The sequence below is a fragment of the Qipengyuania pacifica genome, from assembly GCF_019711555.1.
Taxonomy (GTDB): domain Bacteria; phylum Pseudomonadota; class Alphaproteobacteria; order Sphingomonadales; family Sphingomonadaceae; genus Qipengyuania; species Qipengyuania pacifica.
Map to the genome: position 1 here is coordinate 249972 of NZ_JAIGNQ010000004.1, position 25380 is coordinate 275351.

At 59.4% G+C, this 25380-nt stretch carries 34 protein-coding genes; 26 read left to right on the forward strand and 8 right to left on the reverse strand.

Going from position 1 to position 25380, the window contains the following annotated elements:
• Positions 1–40: 40 nt before the first annotated feature.
• The 4 genes from K3177_RS13865 to pspF all read right to left on the reverse strand — a co-directional run bounded on the left by K3177_RS13865 (position 41) and on the right by pspF (position 4105).
• The gene (locus K3177_RS13865) at positions 41–739 is read right to left on the reverse strand and encodes a DUF448 domain-containing protein (RefSeq protein ID WP_196847887.1); all 699 of its coding nucleotides are present in this window, start codon (positions 737–739) and stop codon (positions 41–43) included.
• The gene (gene nusA / locus K3177_RS13870; RefSeq protein ID WP_103024230.1) at positions 720–2381 is read right to left on the reverse strand and encodes a transcription termination factor NusA; all 1662 of its coding nucleotides are present in this window, start codon (positions 2379–2381) and stop codon (positions 720–722) included. Before nusA ends, K3177_RS13865 begins: the two co-directional genes overlap by 20 nt.
• Positions 2381–2947, reverse strand: a complete 567-nt coding sequence (gene rimP, locus K3177_RS13875; RefSeq protein ID WP_103024229.1) for a ribosome maturation protein RimP — start codon at positions 2945–2947, stop codon at positions 2381–2383. The genes nusA and rimP overlap by 1 nt, the downstream gene beginning before the upstream one ends.
• Positions 2948–3082: 135 nt before the next feature.
• A complete protein-coding gene (gene pspF, locus K3177_RS13880) occupies positions 3083–4105 on the reverse strand; it encodes a phage shock protein operon transcriptional activator (RefSeq protein ID WP_103024228.1) in 1023 nt (340 codons plus the stop codon).
• A gap of 167 nt (positions 4106–4272) precedes the next feature.
• On the opposite strand from pspF, the gene K3177_RS13885 reads away from it, so the two are divergent.
• From K3177_RS13885 to K3177_RS13945, 13 genes are all read left to right on the forward strand, one after another.
• Entirely contained in the window at positions 4273–4425 is a 153-nt protein-coding gene (locus K3177_RS13885; RefSeq protein WP_221598721.1) for a hypothetical protein, read from the forward strand.
• A 2-nt stretch (positions 4426–4427) separates the two neighbouring features.
• Positions 4428–5318 carry a phage shock protein PspA gene (pspA, locus tag K3177_RS13890; RefSeq protein WP_397491197.1) on the forward strand — a complete coding sequence of 297 codons (891 nt, stop codon included), beginning with the start codon at positions 4428–4430 and terminating at the stop codon, positions 5316–5318.
• A gap of 3 nt (positions 5319–5321) precedes the next feature.
• The gene (gene pspB, locus K3177_RS13895; RefSeq protein WP_103024226.1) at positions 5322–5618 is read left to right on the forward strand and encodes an envelope stress response membrane protein PspB; all 297 of its coding nucleotides are present in this window, start codon (positions 5322–5324) and stop codon (positions 5616–5618) included.
• Positions 5615–5992, forward strand: coding sequence for an envelope stress response membrane protein PspC (gene pspC / locus K3177_RS13900; RefSeq protein ID WP_103024225.1), 378 nt, complete (start codon positions 5615–5617; stop codon positions 5990–5992). The genes pspB and pspC overlap by 4 nt, the downstream gene beginning before the upstream one ends.
• Positions 5993–6015: 23 nt before the next feature.
• Positions 6016–6324: a hypothetical protein gene (locus tag K3177_RS13905; protein ID WP_103024224.1), complete on the forward strand. Its 309-nt coding sequence runs from the start codon at positions 6016–6018 to the stop codon at positions 6322–6324.
• A complete protein-coding gene (locus K3177_RS13910; protein WP_196847886.1) occupies positions 6324–6632 on the forward strand; it encodes a hypothetical protein in 309 nt (102 codons plus the stop codon). Before K3177_RS13905 ends, K3177_RS13910 begins: the two co-directional genes overlap by 1 nt.
• Positions 6632–6946: a hypothetical protein gene (locus K3177_RS13915; protein WP_221598722.1), complete on the forward strand. Its 315-nt coding sequence runs from the start codon at positions 6632–6634 to the stop codon at positions 6944–6946. Before K3177_RS13910 ends, K3177_RS13915 begins: the two co-directional genes overlap by 1 nt.
• Positions 6943–7230, forward strand: a complete 288-nt coding sequence (locus K3177_RS13920) for a hypothetical protein (protein WP_221598723.1) — start codon at positions 6943–6945, stop codon at positions 7228–7230. The genes K3177_RS13915 and K3177_RS13920 overlap by 4 nt, the downstream gene beginning before the upstream one ends.
• A gap of 35 nt (positions 7231–7265) precedes the next feature.
• The gene (locus K3177_RS13925) at positions 7266–7490 is read left to right on the forward strand and encodes a hypothetical protein (protein WP_247714544.1); all 225 of its coding nucleotides are present in this window, start codon (positions 7266–7268) and stop codon (positions 7488–7490) included.
• Complete coding sequence (locus K3177_RS13930; RefSeq protein ID WP_196847883.1) at positions 7487–7663, forward strand: hypothetical protein; 177 nt, start codon at positions 7487–7489, stop codon at positions 7661–7663. The genes K3177_RS13925 and K3177_RS13930 overlap by 4 nt, the downstream gene beginning before the upstream one ends.
• A gap of 41 nt (positions 7664–7704) precedes the next feature.
• Positions 7705–8112, forward strand: coding sequence for a SufE family protein (locus K3177_RS13935; RefSeq protein ID WP_221598724.1), 408 nt, complete (start codon positions 7705–7707; stop codon positions 8110–8112).
• Positions 8113–8118: 6 nt separating this feature from the next.
• Positions 8119–8469, forward strand: a complete 351-nt coding sequence (locus K3177_RS13940; RefSeq protein WP_221598725.1) for a YbaN family protein — start codon at positions 8119–8121, stop codon at positions 8467–8469.
• A 73-nt stretch (positions 8470–8542) separates the two neighbouring features.
• Positions 8543–8701, forward strand: a complete 159-nt coding sequence (locus tag K3177_RS13945) for a YqaE/Pmp3 family membrane protein (protein ID WP_103024218.1) — start codon at positions 8543–8545, stop codon at positions 8699–8701.
• 36 nt (positions 8702–8737) lie between these two features.
• Here the strand turns inward: K3177_RS13945 and K3177_RS13950 are convergent, their stop codons facing one another.
• Positions 8738–9256: a sterol desaturase family protein gene (locus K3177_RS13950; protein ID WP_103024217.1), complete on the reverse strand. Its 519-nt coding sequence runs from the start codon at positions 9254–9256 to the stop codon at positions 8738–8740.
• 52 nt (positions 9257–9308) lie between these two features.
• Entirely contained in the window at positions 9309–9734 is a 426-nt protein-coding gene (locus K3177_RS13955; protein ID WP_103024216.1) for an acyl-CoA thioesterase, read from the reverse strand.
• A gap of 91 nt (positions 9735–9825) precedes the next feature.
• Here K3177_RS13955 and leuC point away from each other — a divergent pair, with 91 nt between their 5' ends.
• The 11 genes from leuC to K3177_RS14010 all read left to right on the forward strand — a co-directional run bounded on the left by leuC (position 9826) and on the right by K3177_RS14010 (position 18104).
• Positions 9826–11277 carry a 3-isopropylmalate dehydratase large subunit gene (gene leuC / locus K3177_RS13960; RefSeq protein ID WP_221598726.1) on the forward strand — a complete coding sequence of 484 codons (1452 nt, stop codon included), beginning with the start codon at positions 9826–9828 and terminating at the stop codon, positions 11275–11277.
• Between the two features lie 13 nt (positions 11278–11290).
• On the forward strand, positions 11291–11449 hold the full coding sequence (locus K3177_RS13965; RefSeq protein WP_103024214.1) for an isopropylmalate isomerase: 159 nt from the start codon (positions 11291–11293) through the stop codon (positions 11447–11449).
• A 70-nt stretch (positions 11450–11519) separates the two neighbouring features.
• Positions 11520–12110, forward strand: a complete 591-nt coding sequence (gene leuD / locus K3177_RS13970; protein WP_221598727.1) for a 3-isopropylmalate dehydratase small subunit — start codon at positions 11520–11522, stop codon at positions 12108–12110.
• 12 nt (positions 12111–12122) lie between these two features.
• Positions 12123–13121, forward strand: a complete 999-nt coding sequence (locus K3177_RS13975) for an NADPH:quinone oxidoreductase family protein (RefSeq protein WP_221598728.1) — start codon at positions 12123–12125, stop codon at positions 13119–13121.
• Between the two features lie 67 nt (positions 13122–13188).
• Positions 13189–13515, forward strand: coding sequence for a DUF1476 domain-containing protein (locus tag K3177_RS13980; RefSeq protein ID WP_103024211.1), 327 nt, complete (start codon positions 13189–13191; stop codon positions 13513–13515).
• A gap of 5 nt (positions 13516–13520) precedes the next feature.
• The gene (locus K3177_RS13985; RefSeq protein ID WP_103024210.1) at positions 13521–13754 is read left to right on the forward strand and encodes a BolA/IbaG family iron-sulfur metabolism protein; all 234 of its coding nucleotides are present in this window, start codon (positions 13521–13523) and stop codon (positions 13752–13754) included.
• A 34-nt stretch (positions 13755–13788) separates the two neighbouring features.
• Positions 13789–14118, forward strand: coding sequence for a Grx4 family monothiol glutaredoxin (gene grxD, locus K3177_RS13990; protein ID WP_221598729.1), 330 nt, complete (start codon positions 13789–13791; stop codon positions 14116–14118).
• Between the two features lie 358 nt (positions 14119–14476).
• Positions 14477–15259, forward strand: coding sequence for an NUDIX domain-containing protein (locus tag K3177_RS13995; protein ID WP_221598730.1), 783 nt, complete (start codon positions 14477–14479; stop codon positions 15257–15259).
• Between the two features lie 138 nt (positions 15260–15397).
• Entirely contained in the window at positions 15398–16408 is a 1011-nt protein-coding gene (locus tag K3177_RS14000) for a LacI family DNA-binding transcriptional regulator (RefSeq protein ID WP_103024208.1), read from the forward strand.
• Between the two features lie 237 nt (positions 16409–16645).
• Entirely contained in the window at positions 16646–17236 is a 591-nt protein-coding gene (locus K3177_RS15400) for a carboxylesterase family protein (RefSeq protein WP_221598731.1), read from the forward strand.
• Positions 17229–18104 (forward strand): endonuclease/exonuclease/phosphatase family protein, encoded by an 876-nt coding sequence (locus K3177_RS14010; RefSeq protein WP_221598732.1) that lies wholly within the window; start codon positions 17229–17231, stop codon positions 18102–18104. The genes K3177_RS15400 and K3177_RS14010 overlap by 8 nt, the downstream gene beginning before the upstream one ends.
• A 4-nt stretch (positions 18105–18108) precedes the next feature.
• Here the strand turns inward: K3177_RS14010 and K3177_RS14015 are convergent, their stop codons facing one another.
• Both K3177_RS14015 and K3177_RS14020 read right to left on the reverse strand, forming a co-directional pair.
• Positions 18109–19593 carry a glucoamylase family protein gene (locus tag K3177_RS14015; RefSeq protein WP_221598733.1) on the reverse strand — a complete coding sequence of 495 codons (1485 nt, stop codon included), beginning with the start codon at positions 19591–19593 and terminating at the stop codon, positions 18109–18111.
• A gap of 67 nt (positions 19594–19660) precedes the next feature.
• Positions 19661–22714: a TonB-dependent receptor gene (locus K3177_RS14020; protein ID WP_221598734.1), complete on the reverse strand. Its 3054-nt coding sequence runs from the start codon at positions 22712–22714 to the stop codon at positions 19661–19663.
• A 200-nt stretch (positions 22715–22914) separates the two neighbouring features.
• Between K3177_RS14020 and bglX the strand changes: the two genes are divergently transcribed.
• Together bglX and K3177_RS15500 are read left to right on the forward strand one after the other, a co-directional pair.
• Positions 22915–25248 carry a beta-glucosidase BglX gene (bglX, locus tag K3177_RS14025; RefSeq protein ID WP_221598735.1) on the forward strand — a complete coding sequence of 778 codons (2334 nt, stop codon included), beginning with the start codon at positions 22915–22917 and terminating at the stop codon, positions 25246–25248.
• A gap of 4 nt (positions 25249–25252) precedes the next feature.
• Entirely contained in the window at positions 25253–25375 is a 123-nt protein-coding gene (locus K3177_RS15500) for a hypothetical protein (RefSeq protein ID WP_282099670.1), read from the forward strand.
• Positions 25376–25380: the final 5 nt, after the last annotated feature.

Consider the following 25380-nt stretch of genomic DNA (forward strand, 5'->3'; position numbering starts at 1 on the left):
TTCTCTTCGTATCAATCGTTCAATTCGTCGCTGGCGCTCGCTAACGCGGCGCCATACCGGCAGGGAATTCCTGTCCCAGATAATGCATGAGGCGCGTCAGGGGCTTGATGACCCTGGTAGCCGATGCATCCTCGGCCAGCGCCAAATGGACGACATTGTCGCGGCCCAATGCCACAGACAAAGCGTTCCGGTCCAGAGGCAGTTCGAGGCCCCGTTCTCCGGACCCTTCCGCCTCGCGTCCGACCCGCCAGGCCTGATCCAGCTTCTTGCGCCCATCTTCGCTTGCATCGCTGGCGTGCAGCAACAGGACCACGGCCCCGCCGCGCGCCGCCTCGGCAATGCGCTGCGTACCTAAGATAAGACCTCCGACGCGCATTTCGAGCCCCAGTCGGTCCAGCAGCACGCGCGTCAGCGCATCCTGCACCATCTGGGGCAGCGTCTCGGGAATTTCCAGGTCGCCCGTCTTGAAGGCGCGCGACAGCCCGCCCTTCAGCTTGCCATTGGCCAGCGCCGCTTCCAGACCGGCGCGGTTTTCACCGACCCAGGCCCCGCGACCCGGCGCCTTTTCCTGCGCATCGGGCAGGACAAGGCCGGACGGCGAAACCGCCAGCCGCACGAGTTCCTCGCGCGGGCCGGTCTGCCCTGAAATGACGCAGCGCCTTTCGGGCTCGGAAGCTTTCCGTGCCTTGGGCGCTTCGACGATGTCGGAACTCAGGCTCTCATTGGGTGGAGTCCGCATCGGCGGCCTCCTGCTTGTCGGTCGTCTCGGCAGGTGCCGGAGCTTCCTCTTCGTCTTCGAACCAATGGGCGCGGGCAGCCATGATGATCTCGTTGCCCTGCTCTTCGGTCAGGCCATATTCGCCCAGCACGCCGCCCTTGTCCTGCTCGCGGACCGAAGGACGCCGCATCGGCGGACCGTCGGCATTGTTGCGGCGACGCGGAGCTTCGCGCTTCTTCTGGATGAGTTCGTCGGTGGCAAGATCGGCCACGTCGTCCAGCGTCTTGAGCCCTGCCTTGCCCAGCGTGACCAGCATGGCCTCGGTCAGGTGCGGCAGTTCGGCCAGCGCGTCTTCCACGCCCAGTTCGCGGCGCGCCTCGCGGTGCGCTGCTTCCTGGCGATCGATGGCTTCCTGTGCGCGGCTCTGGAGCTCTTCGGCCAGATCCTCGTCGAAACCTTCGATGCCTGCCAGTTCTTCCAGCTCGACATAGGCGACTTCTTCGAGTTCGGCGAAGCCTTCGGCAACTAGCAGCTGCGACAGCGTTTCGTCGACGTCGAGTTCCTCTTCGAACATCTTGGAACGCTCGGCAAATTCCTTGCTCCGCTTTTCCGAGGCTTCTTCCTCGGTCATGATGTCGATCTGGTTGCTCGTCAGCTGGCTGGCGAGACGCACGTTCTGGCCGCGGCGACCGATGGCCAGCGAAAGCTGGTCGTCGGGCACGACGACTTCGATGCGGCCATCTTCCTCATCGAGAACGACGCGGCTGACGGTGGCGGGCTGCAGCGCATTGACGATGAAGGTCGCGCCATCTTCCGACCAGGGAATGATGTCGATCTTCTCGCCCTGCAGTTCCTGCACGACGGCCTGCACGCGGCTACCTTTCATACCGACGCAGGCGCCGACGGGGTCGATGCTGCTGTCGTGGCTGATCACGCCGATCTTGGCGCGGCTGCCCGGATCGCGGGCGGCTGCCTTGATCTCGATGATGCCGTCGTAGATTTCGGGCACTTCCTGCGCGAACAGCTTCTTCATGAAATCGGGGTGCGCGCGGGACAGGAAAATCTGCGGACCGCGGTTGTTGCGTTCCACCTTGGTGATCAGCGCACGCACGCGTTCGCCGACACGGGCGGCTTCGCGGGGGATCTGCTGGTCGCGGCGGATCACGCCTTCGGCGCGTCCCAGGTTCACGATCACATGGCCGAATTCGACCGATTTGATCACACCGGTGATCACTTCGCCTGCGCGATCCTTGAATTCATCGAACTGGCGCTCGCGCTCGGCGTCGCGGACCTTCTGGAAGATCACCTGCTTGGCACTCTGCGCGTCGATCCGGCCGAGATCGACCGGGGGAAGCGGATCGACGATGAAGTCGCCGATCTTGGCGTCGTCCTGCAGCTTCTGCGCAGCCTTCAGGTCGACCTGCTTGAAGTAGTCTTCGACTTCCTCGACCACTTCGACAACACGCCACAGGCGCAGATCGCCGGTCAGCGGATCGAGCTTGGCACGGATATCGTTTTCGGCGCCGTAGCGGTTACGGGCAGATTTCTGGATCGCCTCTTCCATCGCTTCGATGACGATCGCCTTGTCGATCATCTTTTCCGAAGCGACCGAGTTTGCGATCGCGAGGAGTTCAGCCTTGTTGGCGGAAATGGCGCTGGCCATCAGTCGTCTGCCTTTTCTTCTTCGGTTTCGACAATTTCGTCGGCACCGCTCGTGTCGAGCGGCTGGGTGGCGGCAATAAGTTCGTCGGTCAAGACAAGCTGTGCCGAATGAATCTGGTCGCGGGGAATGGAAACTTCCCCTGCCTTGCGGTCATCGATCGTGACCAGGTCGCCATCGATGCCCTTGAGCGAACCGCGCAGATTGCGCTGGCCGTCATATCCCTTCGCCATGGAAATCTTGGCTTCGTGCCCTGCCCAATCGGCGAAATCCTTCGCTCGGGTGAGCGGGCGGTCGATGCCCGGGCTCGACACTTCGAGATGATAGGCGCCCGCAATCAGCACTTCGCCTTCTTCTTCCAGCGCGTCCAGCCGTTCGGACACGCGGCGCGACAGGGCCGCACACTGATCGATCACGAGCTGGCCCGTCGCCGGGTCTTCGGCCATGATCTGCAGCGCCTCGCCGCCGTCGCCGGCTTCGGACGGCATCATCTTGACGCGCACGAGATCAAATCCGAGCGCCTTTGCCTCGGGTTCGATTACTTCGGTCAAGCGTACCAGGTCGGCCATTCAGTCTCCATTTGCACATGCCAGGCGACAATGGGGTTTCGTGCCGGCCCCTTGCGGCGCCAGCCCCTCCAGTGTCGCGACAATGTCGGGATGCGCAGCCAGATAGGCGCGAGTCTTGCGAAAAGCAAGCGGCGATCAGCTATCGTCCGCCAGCGCGTGCTTCTTTATACAATGGCGCAACTGATCGTAACTCAGCCCCAGCGCCTTGGCTGTCTGCCGCTGGTTCCAGCGATGCTTGCCCAGCGCATGCTCCACTATGGCGCGCTCATGCGCATCCACGGCCGAACGCAGATCGTCCACATGATCGAAATCAGGCGGGCGGTCGGCGGGCGCATTGACTTTCGCAGCCGCTTTCTCGGCCCGCGGTTCCGGCGACACGGGCTTCCAGGGGCTGTCGAAGGGATCGAAAACCACGTGCCCGATCGGCTCGCTCCAGTCGTCCCAGCGATAGATAGCGCGTTCCACGACGTTGCGCAGTTCTCGCACATTGCCGGGCCAGTCGTGCTTTTCCATTTGTTCGGCGACATGGGGCGCGAAGCCCGGCCAGCCCTCCCAACCCAGCTCGGCAGCCATGCGGCGGCCGAAGTAATCCGTCAGGACATGCACATCCCCTTCGCGCACGCGCAGGGGCGGAAGGGTAATGACTTCGAAACTGAGCCGGTCGAGCAAGTCGGCGCGGAAGTCGCCGCGCTCCGCTTTTCTGGGCAGGTCTTCGTTGGTGGCCGCGACGATACGGACATCGACCCGCGTCGGACGACTCGATCCGATGCGCGTCACCTCGCCATATTCGACTGCTCTCAACAGCCTCTCCTGCGCACCCATCGACAAAGTGCCCAGTTCGTCGAGAAAAAGCGTCCCCTTGTCGGCTTCCTCGAACCTGCCCGCCCTTGATCTGGTAGCACCGGTGAAGGCCCCCGCCTCGTGCCCGAAAAGCTCGGCCTCGATCAGCGTTTCCGGCAGCGCGGCGCAGTTCATGGTGACCAGTGGCTCGTCCCATCTGGTAGAAAGGCGATGCAGACGTTCCGCGATCAGTTCCTTGCCCGTGCCCCGCTCGCCAATGACGAGCACGGGCCTGCGCATTGGCGCGGCACGGCTGGCCCGCTCGACTGCGTCGAGGAAGGCTCCGGATTGGCCTATGAACTGGTTCTCCCGCTCCATGGACCAATATATAGGAAAATACCCCAAGGATTGGCAACAAAAACCATCACCTCTCTTATACGGTGCCTCGCAACGCTCGGAAATCCGCCGTTTTCCGGGTTTGGCACGCCCTTTGCTGAACAAGGGATAACAGCAATCGGTCACCTGACCCAAGGGAGGCACCCCGCATGTACAACATCAACTTCTTCCGCAGCCAGCTCGGGCAAGCTGCCATCGCGAGCATCGCGGCCATGGCCACCTTCGTCGTGCTGAGCTCGCATATCACGGTCACCACCCCCACCCCCACCGTGGCCGCCTACGAACAGGTCGAGATCGCATGACCCTGCCCCCCGACCACGATCCCTTAGGGCCGGAGCGCCACTCCCCCGACAGTCCCCGCGGCAGTGATGCCGACGGCGCTTCGGCCCGCCCCCGCTTGTCGCGGATCGAGGAAGAGGTAGAACGGCTGCGCCGGTCACCGACACCGACCCGCGACGCCGGACGGTCCAGAGGATCGGACTTTTTTGCCAATGGAGCACCTTTAATGGGCATTTTCAGCCGCACCCGCGACATCATCGCCGCCAACTTCAACGACATGCTGGACAAGGCGGACGACCCCCAGAAGATGATCCGCATGATCATCCTCGAGATGGAGGAAACGCTGGTCGAAGTCCGCGCGAGCGCCGCTCGCACGATTGCGGACCAGAAGGAGATGCACCGCCACACGGTCAAGCTCGACAAGCTTCAGGCGGACTGGAGCGAGAAGGCCCAACTCGCCATCTCGAAGGACCGGGAGGATCTTGCCCGCGCCGCTCTGGTCGAAAAGAAGAAGGCGGTGGACATGAGCGAGCAGCTCAAACAGGAGATCGCCGTCCTCGACGATGCGCTGCGCGCCTACGAGCAGGACATCCAGAAGCTTCAGAACCGCCTTCGCGAAGCGCGGAGCCGCCAGACGGCGATTGCCGCGCGCCTCGAAAGCGCGGAGAACCGCGTCAAGCTTCGCAGCCTGATGACGAACGAACGGGTCGACGATGCACTTTCGCGCTTCGATCAGCTCGAACGCCGCGTCGACTACGCCGAAGGCCGCGCCGATGCGCTGAGCATTGCCGACAAGTCGGACAAGCCCAGCCTGGCCGACGAAATCGCCGCCCTGGAAGGTGCCGACGCGATCGACGACGAACTCGAACAGATGAAAAAGGCGCTCGGCAAGAACGGCGCGAGCAAGGAGGACTGATCCGTGGAAGAGATTTTTGCAATCGTGGCCATTTTCATCGGCCTGCCGTGGATCATCCTCCACTACATCACGAAGTGGAAGACTTCGGCGACCATCACGACAGATGACGAAGCCCTGCTCGAGGAACTCTACAGCCTCGCAAAGCGGCTGGACGACCGCATGGATACGGTCGAGCGCCTCGTAGCGAGCGACAATCCGGACTTTCGCCCCGCCCGCCTCGTTCATGACAGTGAACAGGATAACCAGCAGCTGCGCGAACTCGAGCAGTTGATGGCCGAGAAGAAAGGAAGCCTGAAATGAACAGCCCCCGCACCACGCTTTACCGCGACAAGCAGAACGCGAAGTTGATGGGCGTATGCTCCGGCATTGCCGACTATACCGGCGTCAATGTTTTCTGGGTCCGTCTCGGCCTGGTCGGCCTGACCTTCATGTCCGGTGGTTCGACTATCCCGTTCTACTTCATTGCCGGCCTGCTGCTGAACAAGAAGCCGTCACATCTCTATGTCGACCGCGAAGAGCAGACCTACTGGCAACGTGTTCGCCAGAACCCGAAGCGCACTGCCCGCGAAATCCGCGCGCGAATGAAGGACGTCGATCGCCGCCTTGCTGATGTCGAAACCTACTATGTCAGCAGCAATCCGCGCCTCAACGCCGAGATCGAACGGCTACGCTGAGCAAACAGAGGGGGAGAAGCAGAATGGAAAACATCGGCGTTTTCATCCCGATCATCGCCCTGATGATCCCGATCGTCGCGATCTGGACGAAGCACCAGCAAAAGCTGGCTGAAATGAACGTCAAGACCACTGCGCAAGCCACTGCAGAAAAGGCCGCGCAATACGCCAGCAAGGTCCACGACCTTGAAGACCGGGTGCGCGTGCTCGAACGTATCGTGACCGACAAGGGCTACGATGTCGCCACCCAGATTGAGGCACTGCGCGATCAGCGCACCGTCGAAGGAGCCGACAGCGGGGTGCCGCTGAGCATCAAGACAGGGGAGAAGGCATAATGGAATTCCTTTCCGAAACAACGATCATCGCAGGCGTCGGCATCATGACAGCCGGGTGGCTGATGACGACATGGATGCGGATCAAGAATGGTTACCCGCTCGAAAACAGCTGGGGTAAGGCAGTCTATCCAAAGAACGACCAGGCCGTCGAACGGGTCAAGTTGCTGACGCAGGAAAACGCTGAACTGCGTGCCGAACTCGGTTCGCTTAAGGATCGCCTCGGCAATGTCGAACGGATCGTGACCGACAGCGGCTATCATCTGACGCACGAAATCGACCGTCTGCGTGAAGGCAGGGAAACCAACTGATGGATCCCGACCTGATCCTTGTCTTCGGTTTCATTCTGGTGATCCTGATGTTGGCGTTGCCCTTCGCCTACATAGTGAATCAGCGGGTCCAAGCGCACGAGGAGCGTAAGCTGGAACTGCATGCCCGCGCCGAAGAAGCGAAGGCAGACCAGGCGCGGTTTGCCAATGGTGATTATTCAAAGATGGAAGAACGGGTTCGCGTTCTCGAGCGCATCGCTACTGATGGCAATCATGTGCTCGCTATCCAGATCGACGAACTAAGAGACCTTCACCAGATCGATGACCGAACAGCTTCGCGTGAGAATGCATCATGAGTTTCTGGACTGCAGTTGTGATAATCGTGGCGCTCATAGCCTTTGCCGAAATGGTGAAATCAAAGCATCGCCATGGTTCAGGACTGGGCGACGACCAGTCGGAGCGCGGGCAGCATCAGACGTTTGATCGCAGCGAAGAGCGCCGCGAATTGGATGAACTGCGCGAGCGCATCAAGGTGCTCGAGCGGATAGCGACTGATAATAATTCGCTCGATGCGCGCGAAACGAAGCGCATCTCTGCCGAAATCGAGGCTCTGCGCGAAAAGCAGACCGATAGGGACTAGTTGAAGGAGGACATGAGGTGGTGTTCGAACCGACTATGATAATCGCAGGAGCCTCGCTGGTCGGATTGACCATCGTCGCTAGCGTGCTGCTCCGGGCCTGGCAGGGCTGGCTTGCTCTCAAGCGCCAGGAGCTTGAACGACACTACGCGCCTGATGACGAAAAGGCCGGATCATCGCTCGGCGCGGCGCGCATTGAGATTTCCGACCTCAAGGAACGCATCAAGAAGCTCGAGGCGATCGCCAGCGGAGTGGACCTTTGAGCGTCGTCAGGACCGACGCCGCACGGGCCGGTATCGGCCTCGGCAGCGCAATTGCCGTGGCCATCAGCTGGAGCTTGCACAAGTCCATCGTGTGGGCCGCCATTCAAGGCTTCTTTGGCTGGTTTTACGTTATCTACTATGCGTTTACCCGGCCCGGCGGTTTGTCAGGTTGAGGTACATGGACGGCTGCCGCCCAGCCCGCTAAAGGCGCGCCATGCGCACGATTTCCGATATTGCAGAAGAATACGAGTTTCTCGAAGGCGACGAACGCTACCGCCTGCTGATCGAGCTGGGTCGCGACCTTGAGGAAATGCCGGGAGCGCTCAAGACAGATGCCACGCTGGTGCGCGGCTGCAGTGCCCAAGTATGGGTTTATCCAACCGGTGATGAAGGAAAGCTCCATTTCCTGGCCGACAGCAATGCCGCAATCACCAAGGGCATCGTCGCTCTGGTCATAGCGGCCGTGCAGGACAAGCCGGCAACCGAAGTCGCGGAAATGGACATCGATGCTGCACTCGCCCCTTTCGATCTGAAAAACCAGTTGTCGAGCAATCGCACGCAGGGTGTGCCGAACATGATTGCCCTAGTGCAGGAACATGCCGCGCGGATTGCAGCGGGGTGATCTGACGTGAGACGGCCGATTTTCAAGGGTCTGGGTATTTTCGCAGTCGGTCTCGGTGCCATAGGGGCGGTGCTACCGATCATGCCGACAGTCCCTTTCCTGCTACTGGCGGTCTATTTCTTTGCGCGATCGAGCCCGGAACTCGAACAGAAAATCCTCGATCACCCCCATTGGGGACCACAGGTGAAAGATTGGCGCGACCGCCGTGCCATAAGCCGATCTTCCAAGACGATGGCCATCGGCGCCATGGCAGCGGGCGCAGTGTTCACCTGGTACACCCTCGGCCATCCCTGGTACTGGATTTCCATCGGGATTCTTGTCTTCTGCGGCAGTTGGATAGCCACCCGGAACGAGTGACCTCTGGAACTGCCCCGTCGCCGATCGGTTGGTAATGCGAACGACGGAAGGGCATCAAAAGGACATTTTTTCCATGGCAATTCTCATTCTCATCGCCACGATCCTGCTTCCCCCCCTGGGTGTCGCTGCAAAGCATGGACTGGGCGGTAAAGCGCTGCTGAACCTTGTTCTAACTTTGCTGGGTTATTTCCCGGGGCTGATCCATGGCCTTTACGTGAACTACGCTAAGTAACCCATTCGCCAACGGTTTATGAATTGCGCCGGGGCCTCAGGCTCCGGCGCTTTCGCGTATGATCGCGATACCCGCTTCACGCTGCCGCCGGAGTTCTGCCTTGAGCCTCGCAGGATCGCGAGCCAGGACAAATCCGAAACTCACCCCGCCTTCCTTACCCACAGTCGCGTGGTGCAGCTTGTGCGCCTGCACCAAGCGCTTCGCATAGCCACGCTTTGGAACCCATTGGAAGTAACGTTGGTGGACCAGGCCATCATGCACCAGCGTATAGATGATTCCGTAGAACAATATCCCTAGCCCGATCCATGTGCCCGGCCACCACGCGCCCGATCCCAGCACCATCGGGCTGCCGATGGCGAACATGGAAATGCTTGCCACTGCGCCGACGATTGCGAAAAGGTCGTTCTTTTCCAGCAAATTGTCATGAGGCTCGTGGTGGTCGCGATGCCACGCCCAAGCGAATCCGTGCATGATGTACTTATGGCTCGCCCATGCGACCCATTCCATGGCCAACACAGTTGCAAAGACGATAAGGGCCGGGGCGAGGAAATCCATGCACCCGATATAGTGTCATGCGCCCGGCAGGCAAAGCCCGCCTGCGTGAGGACTATTCGGCAGCGTAAGGTTTCTGCTTGCGCGGCATTCCGAAACAGCGCTCTGCAACGTCGCGATCGATGCGAGCGGGCCGATGGCTGTCGGCATCGATGCAGCACCACATGCTTTGCACTTCGGCCAGAACCTCTTCGCCGCGACGGATTATCGTATTGTAGAAGCTACGGGCACCCGCGATCTTTTCCAGCACGGTTTCCGCGATGACATCGTCATGCAGAAACGCTGGTCTGCGATAGGTAATCTCATGTTTGAGAGCGACCCATGCCTTGGTTGCGACCTCTTCTGCAGGAGCCAGCTTCTGCCAATGCGCAAGCACTGTATCCTGAACCCAGTTCAGATAGCGGGCATTGTTCACGTGGCCCATGAAATCGATATCATCGGGAAGGACTTTGATCGGGAAGAAAAATGGCTTTGCTGACATAAGTGTCAATAGAGCAGAGAAAGGTTAAGTTTGGAAGACTCTGGATTTGCCTTTTTGCGGATACGGGCTGCTTGGCTCAAGGTTCACCGCTATGGCCAGCAAACCGCGCACTCTTTACGAAAAGATTTGGGATCAGCATGTCGTCGATCGGCTCGATGACGGGACTTGCCTGATCTATATCGATCGTCACCTCGTCCACGAAGTGACCAGCCCGCAGGCATTCGAAGCCCTGCGGCTGGCTGGTAGAACCGTACGGCGCCCCGACCTTACGCTTGCGGTCCCGGATCACAATCTGCCGACCACGAAGCGGATTGCTGCAGACGGTTCGCGCCTGCCGATCGAAGATACACAAAGTGCAGCGCAGCTCGCCGCCCTTGAACGCAATGCGCCTTCCTTCGGAATCGACTATATCGATGCTACCGCGCCCGAACAGGGTATCGTCCATGTCGTGGGCCCCGAGCAGGGCTTTTCGCTGCCAGGCACCACCATCGTTTGCGGCGACAGCCACACCGCCGCGCACGGCGGGATCGGCGCCTTGGCGTTCGGTATCGGGACGAGCGAGGTCGAGCATGTGCTCGCGACCCAGACGCTACAGCTTCGCCCTTCGAAAACCATGGAGGTACGGGTGGATGGAATGCTCGGTCCGGGCGTTACTGCAAAAGACCTGATCCTGCATATTATCGGCATCATCGGAACCGCAGGAGGTACCGGACACGTCATCGAATATCGCGGCCGTGTGTTCGAGGAAATGAGCGTCGAAGGGCGGCTTACCGTTTGCAACATGAGCATCGAAGGCGGCGCACGCGCAGGCCTAATTGCGCCTGACGAAAAGGTTTTCGAGTATCTTCGCGACCGTCCCTATTCGCCGCGGGGCAAGGATTGGGATAACGCGGTCACCTGGTGGAGGTCGCTCGTCACCGATGAGGGCGCCTATTTCGACAAGTCGGTCGTGATCGACGCTGCGAATGTTCAACCAACCGTAAGCTGGGGGACCAGTCCTGAAGACGTGGTGGCGGTAGGCGGGTGCGTCCCCTCCCCCGACAGTTTTGCCGATCCATCAAAGCAGGATGCGGCGCGCAAGAGCTTGGATTACATGGGCCTGACCCCCGGGACGCCGATCGAGGATATCGCGGTAGAAAACATCTTCATCGGCAGCTGCACAAACAGCCGGATCGAAGATCTGCGTGCCGCGGCCGAGGTGTTGAAAGGTCGCAAGAAGGCGCCAAACGTGCGGTGGGCAATCGTGGTCCCGGGTTCCGGCCTGGTCAAACGCCAGGCCGAAGACGAAGGGCTTGACCGGATCTTTACCGATGCAGGCTTCGAATGGCGCGAGCCGGGCTGTTCCGCCTGCCTGGCGATGAACCCCGACAAGGTACCGCCGGGGGAACGCTGCGCTTCCACCAGCAACCGTAATTTCGTCGGCCGCCAAGGCCCCGGATCCCGAACGCATCTGGTCAGCCCGGCAATGGCTGCTGCCGCCGCCGTTACCGGGCGGCTTGCCGATGTCCGTAACCTCGCCCCTTGCCAAGACGGTGCGGCCTGACCATTGAGAACTCATGACCAAGAAGATCACCGGAAAAGCCGCCATTGCAAGCGCGATCGGATCGGCCGCCATTGCTGCCGCGATGCTTTACGCCAACAAGCGCAAGGAGCGGAAAAACCAGCCGCAGCGCCCCGGCCCCATACCTTCAGGCGAGACGCCCGAAACCGATTAGTCGACCGCTTCTGGAGGGAGCTTCCCATGCTGCGCAGCATGACATTGGCGACCATGCCGGGTGGTGGAGGATGAAGGCCGTTTCCACCATCGAGGGGCGCGCCATTCCGTTGGGCCTCAAGAACGTCGATACCGACGTCATTATTCCTGCCCACTGGCTCAAGACCGTAAGCCGCGAAGGGCTTGGTGCAGGTGCATTCGAAACCATCCGCGCAGCGCCCGGGAATCCTTTCGATGTCGAGGATTTCGCTAACGCCCCCATTCTCATCGCGGGCGACAATTTCGGTTGCGGATCGAGCCGCGAACATGCCGCCTGGGCCATGCTGGACATGGGGCTGACGGCGGTGATCGCACCCAGCTTTTCCGATATCTTCGCCGGCAATGCCTTCAAGAATGGTATTCTGGCAGTCGAGCTGCCGCAGGATCAGGTGGACCGGTTGCTGGAGGTTGCCAAGGATCAACCGATTACGATCGACCTGGAAACTCAGGTGGTCACGACCCCCTTTCAGGACCGGTTCGAATTTCAGATCGATCCGTTCCGCAAGCGCTGCCTGCTCGAAGGTCTAGACGAGATCGGCCTGACGCTGGCCAGCGAGAGCGCTATTGCAGCGCACGAGATAATGCGCCGGGGCACCGCGCCCTGGCTTGATAAAACAAAATAGGAGAAGATCAGCGTGAAAGCAGTCCTTTCGAAGGAGACCGGTGGCCCTGAGACCCTCGTTGTCGAGGAGATTGATACCCCTACGGCTGGCTCGGGTGAGGTTCTGGTCAAGGTCGCTGCCTGTGCGATCAATTTCCCCGATACGCTGATCATCCGCGACATGTACCAGTTCAAGCCCCCTCGCCCCTTCGCGCCAGGTGGCGAAATCTCCGGCACCATCGAAGCACTGGGTGAAGGGGTTACCGATTTCGCCGTAGGTGACCGGGTGATGTGCGGCGTCGGCAACGGCGGCCTGCAGGAAAAGGTCGTCGTTCCGGCAACCAAGCTGTTCAAGGTGCCCGATGGCATCGATCTGGTAAAAGCCAGCGCGCTACTGATGACCTACGGCACAACGATCCACGGGCTCAAGGATCGCGGTGATATCAAGGAAGGCGAGACGGTTCTCGTACTCGGCGCCGCCGGCGGCGTTGGTCTCTCGGCCGTCGAACTCGCCAAGGCGTATGGCTGCCGGGTCGTGGCTGCCGTCTCCACCGAGGAAAAGGGCGAGGTTGCCAGAAAGCACGGCGCCGACGAAGTGGTAATCTATCCTCGCGCCCCGTTCGATAAGGACACGTCCAAGCAGCTGGCGAATGACTTTAAGGCGGCCGTAGGCCCTGATGGCGCCAACATCGTATATGATATCGTGGGCGGCGATTATTCCGAGCCGGCTTTGCGCGCGATCGCCTGGAAAGGACGTTTCCTGGTCGTCGGCTTCCCTGCCGGCATCGCGAAAATGCCGCTCAATCTCACCCTTTTGAAGAGCTGCGACATCCGCGGTGTATTCTGGGGCGCATTTGCCGCGCGCGAGCCGAAACGTAACGAGCAGAATATTCAAGAGCTCTTCGATCTCTGGAAAGCCGGCAAAATCGAACCGCTGGTGAGCGAGACATATCCCTTGGAGCGGGCGCACGAAGCGATCGCCAAGCTCGAGAACCGCGGAGCGATCGGTAAACTCGTCGTTGTAATGGAATAAGCGCCCTTGCAGGCCGGTGGGGCCACGCCTATTCCGGCCCGCAAGATTCCATCCCGAGAGGACTGACATGACTGATTTTAAAGATCGCGAACGCGGCGAAGAAGCCAAGTTTGCCTTCGACGAGGAAAATGCCTTCAAGATCGCTGCACGCCGCAATCGTCTTGTTGGCGAATGGGCTGCCGGGCTCATGGGCCTCACCGATGAAGAGACCGACGCCTATAAAAAGGCTGTCGTGCAGGCCGATTTCGAAGAAGCTGGCGATGAGGACGTCATCCGCAAGCTTCTGGGCGATCTGACTGCGGCCGAATGCGATGTCAGCGAAGCCGACATTCGCACCAAGTTGGAAGAATGCTCCGTCGAAGCGCGGCGGCAGTTCATGAGCGATCAGGGCTGAATGTAATGCCCATGGCCGCAGACGACATCGTCACGCTGATCGAAGAAGCGCTTCCCGGCGCAGTCGTGGAAATGCGCGATCTGGCGGGCGACAATGATCATTGGGCCGCCAAGGTTACGGCGCCGCAATTCGCCGGGCTGACGCGTGTCAAACAACACAAGCTGGTTTATGATGCGCTGGGCGGGCGAATGGGGGGCGAACTGCACGCCTTGCAACTCACTACGCAAGCCCCCACCTGATCTCGCATACCGAATTTAGACAAAGGACGGACCAATGTCCGATACCAATCAGCGTATAACCGATATTGTCGGCGCCAACGATGTCGTGCTCTTCATGAAGGGCACCCCGCTTTTTCCGCAATGCGGATTTTCCAGTCGCGCGATTGCCATCCTCGACCATTGCGGCGTCGCTTATGACAGTGTGGACGTGCTGCAAGACATGGAAATTCGTCAAGGCATCAAGGCCTTTTCCGACTGGCCGACCATTCCCCAACTCTATGTGAAGGGCGAGTTCGTGGGTGGTAGCGACATCATGATGGAAATGTTCGAAGCAGGCGAACTCCAGCAGATGATGGATGAGAAGCAGGTCGCCAAAGCATCGTAGCATCTTACTACCTTCAGCAGCCTTTCCAGCCAGTAACGCACTGGCTTTTGTGAAAGTAAGCCGATCTCACTCCAATTGCAGTTGTAGAACGGGAAAGGCCCGTCCGGTGGGAAACCGGACGGGCCTTTTTTCTTAGCGACGCAGGGTTAGGAGACCGTGGGTTCAGCGTCGCCACAAAGACGTGATCGAGACACGGGACATAAAGCATGGGATGTGCCAAAATTCAGGCACGGGCGGTTGTTCTGGCCTTTCGTTGGTTAATGGGCATTCCGCGGCATTGCCTTCTGTAAAGTTTATCGACACCGGACATCCGGCTTTAGCCCTTGGCAATGGTCGCAGTCACCGTCACAACATCAGCATGAACGAACCAACCGATATCGGCGCCGACGGCATTCCAGCAGCGACCGTGGTCATTTTTCGCAATTCGTCAGAGGATGGCCCGCCTGAGATTTTGATGACGATCCGATCGCGCGAAATGGTTTTTGCCGGCGGCATGGCCGTCTTCCCGGGCGGACGGGTCGACCCGGCAGATTTCGACCTCGGGGCAAAGATTGGCGGTCGCCTCGATCCAGACGAAGCTGCACACCAGATCGCCGTTGTACGCGAAACGCTTGAAGAAACAGGGTTGGTCATCGGACTGACCGGCGAAATCAATGCCGATAAAGCGCGCGCCGCGCGGAAGTACCTCGAAAAGACCGGTGAGCTCGAACCGGTTCTCGAACATTTCGGATGGGAACTCGATCTCGATCAGTTAGTGCCGTTTGCCCGCTGGTATCCAAAGAATGAACGCATCCCGCGTGTCTATGACACACGTTTCTACCTAGCCGACATCGGTACAGGCGCGGTCGAAATAGAGGCGGACCTTTCCGAAAATACGCATCTTTTCTGGACTACTGCGCAGGGCGCGCTCGATTCTGCGGAAAGGGGAGACATCAAGGTAATCTTCCCGACCCGCCGCAATCTGGAGCGCCTCGCCCTGTTCGAAAATTTCGCCGCGGCGAAGGCACAGGCCGAAGCCATTCCCGTGAGAACGATAACTCCCTTCATTGGCGAAATGGATGGCAAGTCGTGGCTGCACATTGGTGAGGATCTGGGATACCCCGTGACGGGCGAACCGTTGAATACGGTAGCAAGAGGGTGACGTTAGGTGCTCGCTCTTCCGGACTCTTTCGTATGGCGTTGGCAATTATCGACGGTGCTTGTGGCCAAATAAATGTTTCCGCTCTGCGACAGGTGGAGTTGTAAGGCAGTTCGGGTAAGATAGGATTATGGGGGACGCATGGTAACGATACGCGACGTTGCGAAAGCCGCAGGCGTGTCGGTTGCCACCGCATCGCGCGCGCTCAATGGCATGTCCATCGTCACAGCAAAAACGCGCGAAAAAATCGAAGCTGCAGCGACCGCGCTTGATTATGTTCCACACAGTGGCGCGAGAAGCCTAACCAAGCGCAAGACCGATACGATTGGGGTTATTCTACCGGATTTATTCGGCGAGTTCTTTTCCGAAATCATTCGCGGTATCGACCTTGTCACCCATCGCGCCGGCAAGAGCTTGCTGCTTGGCAATATGCATGGGAGTGCCGAAGAAACTGCACAAGCGATCCGGGCGATGCGTGGCAGAGTTGACGGACTGCTTGTTATGCCACCGAACTCTCGTGCCGATACTGTAGAGGCGGTGACGCGCGATATCCCCACCGTACTGCTTAACGCCCAAGGAACCGATGACGTCACTCCCTTTGTATCGGTAGACAATTATACAGGCGCGCGGTTGGTCACGGACCATCTCATCGATCGCGGAGCACGCAATATAATTCACATCGCGGGTCCTGCTAACAATCGCGATGCGCGCGAGCGACAGCGGGGATATTGCGACGTGCTGGCGGAGCGCACCGGCAATGGAAGCCCATTGATATTGCCGGGCGATTTTCGCGATGATGCGGGTCGCGAGGCCGCCCGCCTGCTGCTTACCAGCGGCATTACCTTCGATGCCGTGTTTGCCAGCAACGACATGATGGCGGTCGAATTGATGAGCGAGTTGCGCGTGGCCGGTCTTCAGATCGGTAGCGATATTCTTGTCGCGGGGTTTGATGACATTCCGCTTGCCCGGCATGTGACGCCGGGCCTCACGACAGTTCATTCCGACATTACACGTGTGGGTTCGACGGCCGCCGAACTGATGCTGCGCATGATGGAAGGCGAGACGCTGGAACGGGATCAAAGTCTAATCATCGCCCCCACCCTCGCGATCAGAGGATCAAGCGGAGGAGGAGCCGGAACGGCTCGTACCTGACGAATTGACCCCATATCGAGAACTCGAATAGGACGAACTTATTTCTATTTTCGAGTTTCTTGGAGAAAGATCGCGATGACCCGGTTCGGACGTTTTGCCGTGCTGCTAACTGCAGCATCAATGGCCACGGCTTGCGCGAGTATGCCGGGTCCAGCGCTCGCTGATGCGGTACCCGTGATCACTGGACAACACCCGCAACAGAGTCTGGAGGCAGGAGGCTACCCGTACCAGTTGTTTGTGCCCCGTTCATACGATTCCGAAGCCAAATGGCCATTGATGATTTTCCTCCACGGCTCCGGGGAGCGTGGATCGGACATCGCGAAGGTCAAGGTTCACGGACCGCCCAAGCACGCGGACATGGATCCAGACTTTCCCTTCATTCTCGTCTCCCCATTGCTGCCTGCGGAAGAAGACTGGGATGTTTCGAAGCTGGAAGCGATCCTCGATCATATTGTGGAGACGATGCCGATAGATGAAAATCGCATCTACCTCACCGGTTTGAGCCGAGGTGGGCGTGCCACATGGCGGTGGGGAGCCGAGCGGCCCGATCTCTTTGCGGCACTAGTCCCGGTGGCTGGGCAAGGTGATCCGGCGACCGCCTGTGAACTGGTTGATGTACCAATCTGGGCATTGCATGGCGATCGGGACGATGTGGTCATTCCTGAGGGAAGTTTTGCGATGGCGCGCGCGATCAGGGCGTGCGGTGGCAATCGAAGCAGGCTGACAATCTATCCCGACCTTGGTCACAACGCGTGGGACCCCGCCTATGCGGATCCCGAACTCTACCTCTGGATGCTTTCGCAGCGGCGGACTGATGCAGATGACTAGACTATATGCGGCGCTGGTGCTGATCGGCATGTTGCTGATCGCCGGCTGCATGCACGCGCCGACCGCCAAGACAGAGCGCGAAGCGCAACTTGATGTGATGACCTATAACATCAGGCTCGATCTGGCATCGGATGGGCCCAATGCCTGGTCAGAGCGACGCACGCTCGTGCGCGATCTGATCCGCTATGAAGCGCCGGCAATCCTCGGCATGCAGGAGGTATTGCTTCCCCAGAAGCGCTATCTGGAAAAAACACTTCCTGCCTATTCTTTCATCGGAGTGGGCCGGGATGATGGGGAAGAAGCTGGCGAGTTTTCACCACTAGCGTGGCGGCGCGATATGTTCGAAATGACCGACAGTGGTACCTTCTGGCTGTCTCCCACACCGGATGTTCCAGGTAAGGGTTGGGATGCCGCCTACCCGCGCATTGCCGCGTGGGCCATTCTGGAACGCCGCGATGGTCGAGGAAAGCTCCGCGTTCTCAATACGCACTTCGATCATGTCGGCGCGGCCGCCAAGGTCAACGCAGCGAAACTCATACTGAACTGGATTAACGCCGGCCCTGGAAAGGGCTTGCCGACGATCGTGATGGGCGACTTTAACTCCGACCCGGACAGCGAAGCCTATCAGGTCCTGACTTCCGGCGCGCTTGTCGATAGCCGCAGCGCAAGCATCGCCCCTCCTTACGGACCGCCGGGCACTTTTACCGGCTTCGACATCACCCAGGATCCGCGCGCGGCGGTCGATCACATATTCCTGTCACCTGGCATTCTCGTTGATCGATTTGCGGTGATCACTCAGCACTGGGGTGGCCGCCTGCCATCGGACCACTATCCGGTAAGTGTGGTTCTGCGACTGCCAGACAGTTAGAGCCTTACCGTTCGGGATCGTCCAGCCAGCCGCCGGAGAACCCGGCCCGCTCCAGGCCGCGGCGGATGTGCGGGTTCTTACGCATCGTCGCCCATACGAGGCCAGTGCGCTGGTTTTCCAACATAGCCAGGATCGGGCCCTGGTCGATGCCGAGATGATCGCGCGCGACCCAGCCTTTGACCGTATCGGTATCGCCCGTTGTCGAGCCGGCGTCCACGAACGTAAAGCTGGGGTTGATGGCGTCCTTGAAGCCGTAGTCCGTGTAGAGGCGGTCGCCGTACTTGGCCTTCATGCTCATCAGCGCCGGGATGGTAACCTCAGGCGCGAAGGGTATCGACCCGCCCGCTGCTGTCGGGACGATGGTGCCGTCATCGACCACGCGAATGGCACTGACGCCGCGCGCAGCATAGGTCAGGAAGGTGCGGGACTTGCCGTTAACGGTGTACTGGCCCGCCGATGAAGCTGGCCCGTCTGACGCAGTCCACCCCCAGATGCTGGCGCTGTAATCCTTCCAGTCATTGGGATTATCGGCACCATAGGCCCGCTGGCTCAACGTGGCGCGCCGGCTATTCTCGAAATAGTCGATGCCCTTCGAACGCATGAAGTCATCCTGGATGCCGCGAAAATCGATCCAGACGTGGCTGTACTGGTGCCCGAACAGAGGCTCGAACTGGAGATATTCGTAACCGTAGTAGGTGCCCCAGTCCTTCTCGAGATCCATGGCCCAGGCCTGATCCCAAGCTTCCTTGCCAACGGGATGTGTGGGGGATCCTGCTGCCAGTATGTAAACCAGCATGCCTTCGTTGTAGCCGATCCAGTCGTGCGTACCAAAGTCGCCCCCTTCCCCGCGCTCGGGGTACCACCCCATGGCGATCGCCTTTCCGCTCCCGCCATTGGCTGAAGGAATGGTGCTGTTTTCGCGCTCAACGAAAGTCCAGTCGACCCGCCGGTAGATCTTCTCCGCGAGATCGCGGATATCGCGTTCCACGGCTGTGTCGCGATCGAAGTAGCTTTGAGCGAATAGAACGCCGCCGAGGAGTAGCGCGGTGTCGACTGTAGAAAGTTCGGTATTGCCGCGCCGCGTGCCATCTTCGTTATTCAGAAAATGGTAGAAGAAACCCTTGTGACCGCTCGTTCCGCTGACCGCGGGCCCTTGCGGGGCATTCCAGTAAAATTCCAGACAATCTCGCGTACGCTGGGCAGCATCGTCGCGCGAAACGTAGCCACGTTCAGCACCGACGCCAAAGGCGGTCAGGGCATAGCCTGTCGCAGCGATTGAGGAGAACGGGTTGCTGGGCCACCGGTCCGGCGCCAGGCACCGCTCGGTATCGGTAGTATCCCAGAAATACCGAAATGTGCGCTGAGTCAGATCTTCGGAGAAAGCAGCCACATCGTTCGATGCGGGGCCAGAAGACGCAGGCGGATCGAAATTGGCGCAGGCAGCGAGGGTTAAAGACAGGGCGACAGCTGAAGCTGCGGAAAATCTCATGATAAACTCAAATCGTTATGATGTGCCGCACCGGGAGGACAGTGCGGCACACCTTGTTGCGACCCGATTAGAAGTCGAAGCCTGCAGAGACCTTGATCGTCCTCGGGAAACCATCGGTGCTGTAGTTATTGAAGTTGCGCGCTCCAGTCACCGCGTCGAAACCGTTGTAATTGCGATCATCGAACACATTGAGCACGTCTGCGCGCACCCACAGGCGATTGTCGTCGTTGATCAGACCGATGTTGAAATACTTGGTCAACGAAAGGTCGAATTGTCGAAAACCCCACAGATCACCATTTGCATCGTTTTCGACTGCCACGACATCGCGGGAGTTCGGATCACCAGCTACGGAGACGAAAGCCTGCTGATAGGCTGGCGATGCAATCTGGAACTTGCTGCCGAGCGTGAAGTCCAGCGGCAGATCCACGGTACCCGCCATAACGAAACGATGCTTGCGTACGCCCGCCGACCGGATAACGGGATAATCGTCGAAAGATGGGAAATCGAGCGAGAAATATTCGCCAAACTTCCGGTTTTCTTCGGCGAGCGTGAAGGTGTAGGTCGCATCGATCGACCACGGTGACTGCTCCGTGTAACGCTTCCCAAACTTAAGATACGCGGAATCTGCATCGGTGTTGATGCCGTTAGTACCAATTAGAATAGCGCCATACGGACTTGGCGGAGTACCGAAAGGCGAGTCCGGATTGCCTTCGGACGGAAAGAAGCTTCCGTCCGGGCGACGATTACCGAGCAGATATCCAAATCCATCGCGGCTGGCGATATGCCGATATCCGACCTCGAGATTGAGGAGATCGAACGTGCTGCGAACACCCAGGCTGAACTGGTCCGAATACGGCAGCTTCAGATCGTTATCGATAAAGCGGAGCTCGCCGCCAGCACCCGGAGGTGCTCCGTCGATTAGCTGCTGACGCCCCGCTTCTGTCAGATAGATCGGGTCAAACGGAATACAGGTTGGACTGGTGTCGCATTCGCCGCGCGGGTCACCCGCGTTCTGGAATCTGAATGTACGCCCGAACGATGCGCCCTGAACCAATTCCTGCTGGATGAAATCGAACTGGTTACGATCGTAGGAGCGACCGTATCCCCCGAAAAGGACGAACTGGCCATCCGGATCCAGCCAATAGGAAAACCCGATCCGTGGCTGGATCGCGCCGTAGAAGACCTTCCTCTCGGTTCCGGTCGAGATATAGTCGTTAATATCGTAATTGGCGTTGATCAGGTTCGGGTAGTTTTCCGGCTGCACCGCCGCAACCCGCGCCGGGTCGTGTACATAGTTGAGGAAATCGGGCGTCCGCTCGAAATCCCAGCGAACGCCGAGATTGAGCGTCAGCCGATCCGTGACATCCCAGTCGTCCTGAATGTAGGCGCCAAACTGGAAAGTCTCCGAATTGAGCGACACATCGTCGCCCGGCACGATCGTGCTAAAATTCAATTCATATGGAATGGCGTCGTTGAAAGCGCCGCTGTTTGGTGTCGTGGGATCAGCGGGGTTGTAAGAGACGTTGTATGTGTATTGAGGATTGAAGCTGTTCTGCTGGGTCGAGTTGAGAGTGACCCACTTAGCCTTTACGCCGGCTTTGATTGTATGCCGCTCGAAGCCCGTCCAGGTGAAGTCGTTGGACACCTGCCAGCCATCCTGACCCTTGTCCTGGAAATTTCGACCGCCTCCAGTCTGCAGGATGGTATCTTCCCGCCGGACGCCGTCTTCCACAATCTCTGCGCGGAATATGTTGCGCGGTTCGAGCAGGAACGGGCGCGGGTTCCACGTCACGTCTTCATACGTGATCTTGAAGTCGTTGATGAAATTGTCGGAGGTGTGTTCCCACCGCGCGAGACCGCGCCATTCCTTCACGCTCGTGACTGTGCGCGTGCTGTAGGCAGCCGTACCGCTACCGAAATCTTCACCATCCTCGTCGCGATACTTGACCGAAACCTGAAAGAGGTCGGAATTATTGGGCGTGAAGTCCAGTTTTCCGAAATAGAGGTTTTCGTTGAATATCTCGCTGAACGTACCGAACGCACCCTGATATTCGCCGGGGAAGAAGCCCGTGGACAGATCGAGGCCGGGCGTCACGTCGCGCGGCGTGATGATCTCCTTGCCTTCATACGTGCCGAAGAAGAACAATTTGTCGCGGATGATCGGCCCGCCCAGGGTACCGCCATACTGCAGATCCCTGCTTTCGGTTTTCCCTTGCGGATTTTCCCCGAACAATTCGATCGGGCGTGCAGCCCGCAAACTCTGGTTGGTGAAATCGATGAAACCGGACCCATGGAACTCGTTGGTGCCCGACTTCGTGATAGCCGTGATTGCGACCGATCCGACCTGGTCGAATTCCGCCTTGTAGTTGGAACTGATGACGCGATATTCGCCGATCGCCGCCTGGGGGAACGGGTTGCCTTGCGTTGAATCCTGTCCGGTTACGCCGCCTCGGAGAATATAGTCTTTCTGGCTCACGCCATCGATGAACACATTCACCGAGCTGCTGTTCTGGGCACCGCCCTGAAGCCGGCGGTCGCCGCCAAACCCGTCGATGAACTGAACGCCCGGCGCAAGATCGGCAAAAGCCAGGAAGTTGCGGTTAGTCTGCGGGATCTGTTCGATCAGCCGCTGGGAAATATTGATGCCGACTTCGCCGCCTTCCAGCGTACGAATGCGGTCGCCCGTCACCAGAATGACATTGTCGCCAGCAGCAACATCGTCTGCACCATCATCGGCGGCTGCGGGTGCTTCCGTTGCGGCGATTTCGCCCACATCGAAGTTCAGGACAGCATCCTGCGCCACCGACAATTGGAAGGTGTCGGTCTGAAGCACACCGTCGGGCGTGGTAACTTCGAGACGATAGGTTCCCGCCGCGAGGGACGCGAAGTTATACCGCCCGTCGGCAGCAATCGTGGCGGTGCGGGTCACGCCCGTATCCACTCTGACCGCAGCAACCTGGGTGGCGCCGCCGGTAATCTGACCGCGTAGCGATGCATTGGATTCCTGCGCATGCGCCGGCGCAGCAAGGCCGATCGCCAGCGCACCCATGGCGCTACCGTGCACAAGAGCCAGAGCCATGCGACGAGCGACCGCCGAACGATTCATATGCGGAAACTTCATCGGTAATTCCTCCCCAAAATCGCGGTCTCGGCTCGACCGCTCAGGCTCGCGGCATTGCCTGCCGCGTAACCGAATCGACATTTGACGAGCGATGTTGTAACCGGTTTCATGATCGATGTATAGACAGATCGGAAGAGGCGATTCCCTTGGGACGGCTCTTCATCGTGAATATAGTCAGAAGTCCAAATGGGAGGAATTACATGCGTTCATTGCAGCGAGGTGTGCTTGCGGGCGTCAGCGCGCTGGCACTTGCCGGTTGCGCCACTACGGGCGTGGCATCGGCACCCCCGCCATCCTCCAGCGCTTCGTCCACCGCAGTGCCGATCGAGCCCGCCCAGCCATCCTGGGCCGCGCGCGATGCAGAAATGGACGCCTTTCTCGATGATCTGATCGGGCGGATGACTCTTGAAGAAAAGGTCGGCCAGCTGACGCTGCTCACCAGCGATTGGGAATCGACCGGTCCGACCATGCGCGAAGGCTATCAGCAGGATATCGCAGCAGGGCGCGTGGGATCGATCTTCAATGCCTATACCGCAGATTATACGCGCGAACTGCAGCGGATGGCTGTCGAAGGCACCAGGCTGAAAATACCGCTGCTGTTCGGATACGATGTGATCCACGGCCACCGCACCATCTTCCCGATCTCCCTCGGCGAAGCGGCGAGCTGGGACATGGATGCAGTCGAGAAATCGGCCCGCGTATCGGCCGCGGAAGCGTCAGCCGAAGGGATACACTGGACTTTCTCCCCCATGGTCGATGTATCGCGCGATGCCCGCTGGGGCCGCGTTTCGGAAGGCGCCGGGGAAGATGTCTACCTTGGCAGCAAAGTCGCCAAGGCACGCGTGCATGGCTACCAGGGCGACGATCTGAGGGCCGTCGACACGGTTCTGGCAACCGCGAAACACTTTGCTGCTTACGGGGCAGCCCAGGCCGGCCGCGACTATCACACGGTCGATATCTCCGAACGAACACTGCGCGATGTCTACCTCCCGCCTTTCAAGGCGGCAGTCGATGAAGGGGTCGCAACCTTCATGACGTCGTTCAACGAATACGACGGCGTGCCAGCCAGCGGCAGCAAATTCCTGCTTACCGACGTCTTGCGCGATGAATGGGGCTTCGATGGCTTTGTCGTCACCGACTACACCTCCATCAACGAGATGGTCCCGCATGGTTACGCCAAGGATCTCGAACAGGCTGGCGAACAGGCGCTCAATGCCGGCGTCGATATGGACATGCAGGGCGCCGTGTTCATGGAAAACATGGTGAAATCGGTCGAAGAAGGCCGCGTGAGCCAGGCGAATATCGACCGCGCGGTGCGCCGCGTGCTCGAAATGAAATATCGCCTCGGACTGTTCGAAGATCCCTACCGCTATGCGGACGAGGCGCGGCAGGAAGCAACGCTGTACAAGCCCGAATTTCTCGAAGCTGCGCGCGACGTAGCGCGCAAATCGATGGTTCTGCTCAAGAACGACGGCAATGTGCTCCCGCTGGCCGCCGATGCGGAGCGAATTGCCGTGATCGGCCCGCTTGGGGACAGCAAGACCGACATGATCGGCAGCTGGTCGGCAGCCGGTGATCGCGAGACCCGACCGGTCACCGTGCTTGAGGGCATGAAGGCCCACGCCGGAAACGGTGTCACGGTCCAGTACGCGAAGGGCGCGAGCTACGAGTTCGGCGACGAAGGCAAGACCGATGGTTTTGCCGAAGCGCTCGCGCTGGCGAAATCGTCGGACGTTGTCGTCGCGGTCATGGGCGAAAAATGGGACATGACGGGCGAAGCTGCCAGCCGTACCTCGCTCGACCTGCCGGGCAATCAGCAGGCCTTGCTCGAACAGCTCGTTGCAACGGGCAAACCGGTCGTGCTGGTGATGATGAGCGGTCGCCCCAATTCGATCACCTGGGCAAACGACAACGTGCCCGCCATTTTGCATGCGTGGTATCCGGGCACGCAGGGCGGCCATGCGGTCGCAGATGTGCTGTTCGGTGATTACAACCCTTCGGGCAAACTGCCGATCACCTTCCCCATCAATGTGGGCCAGGCGCCGATCCACTACGACATGAAGAACACCGGCCGCCCCATTGAACTGGGGGAGCCGGGCGCAAAATACGTTTCGCGCTATCTCAATACGCCGAACGATCCACTGTACCGCTTCGGTTATGGTCTCAGCTACACGACCTTCGGCTATTCGCCGGCAACGCTGTCGGCTTCGTCGATGGGACCCAAGGGTTCGATCACCGCAACTGCCACGATCACCAACACGGGCACGCGCGCAGGCGAAGAGGTAGTGCAGCTCTACGTGCGCGATCTTGTCGGATCGGTTACCCGGCCGGTGCAGGAACTGAAGGGCTTCGAAAAGATAGCGCTGCAACCGGGTGAAAGCCGGACGGTATCCTTTACGTTGCGGCCCGAAGACCTCGCGTTCACCCGTGCAGACATGTCGCATGGCTGGGAACCGGGTGAATACCGACTCTGGATCGCGCCTTCATCGGGCGCGAAGGCGAGTACTCCGGTAACCTTTACCCTCACGGAGTAATCGCATGAACCTTCCCGGCCTCCGTGCCCCCCCAACCCTCGCGCTGCTCGCATCCATTGCCCTGACGAGCTGTGCGGCGGTCGAGGCCGGGAAGGTTCACACTGCTGCGGCGGGGAAGGTTCGCTAAGGCAC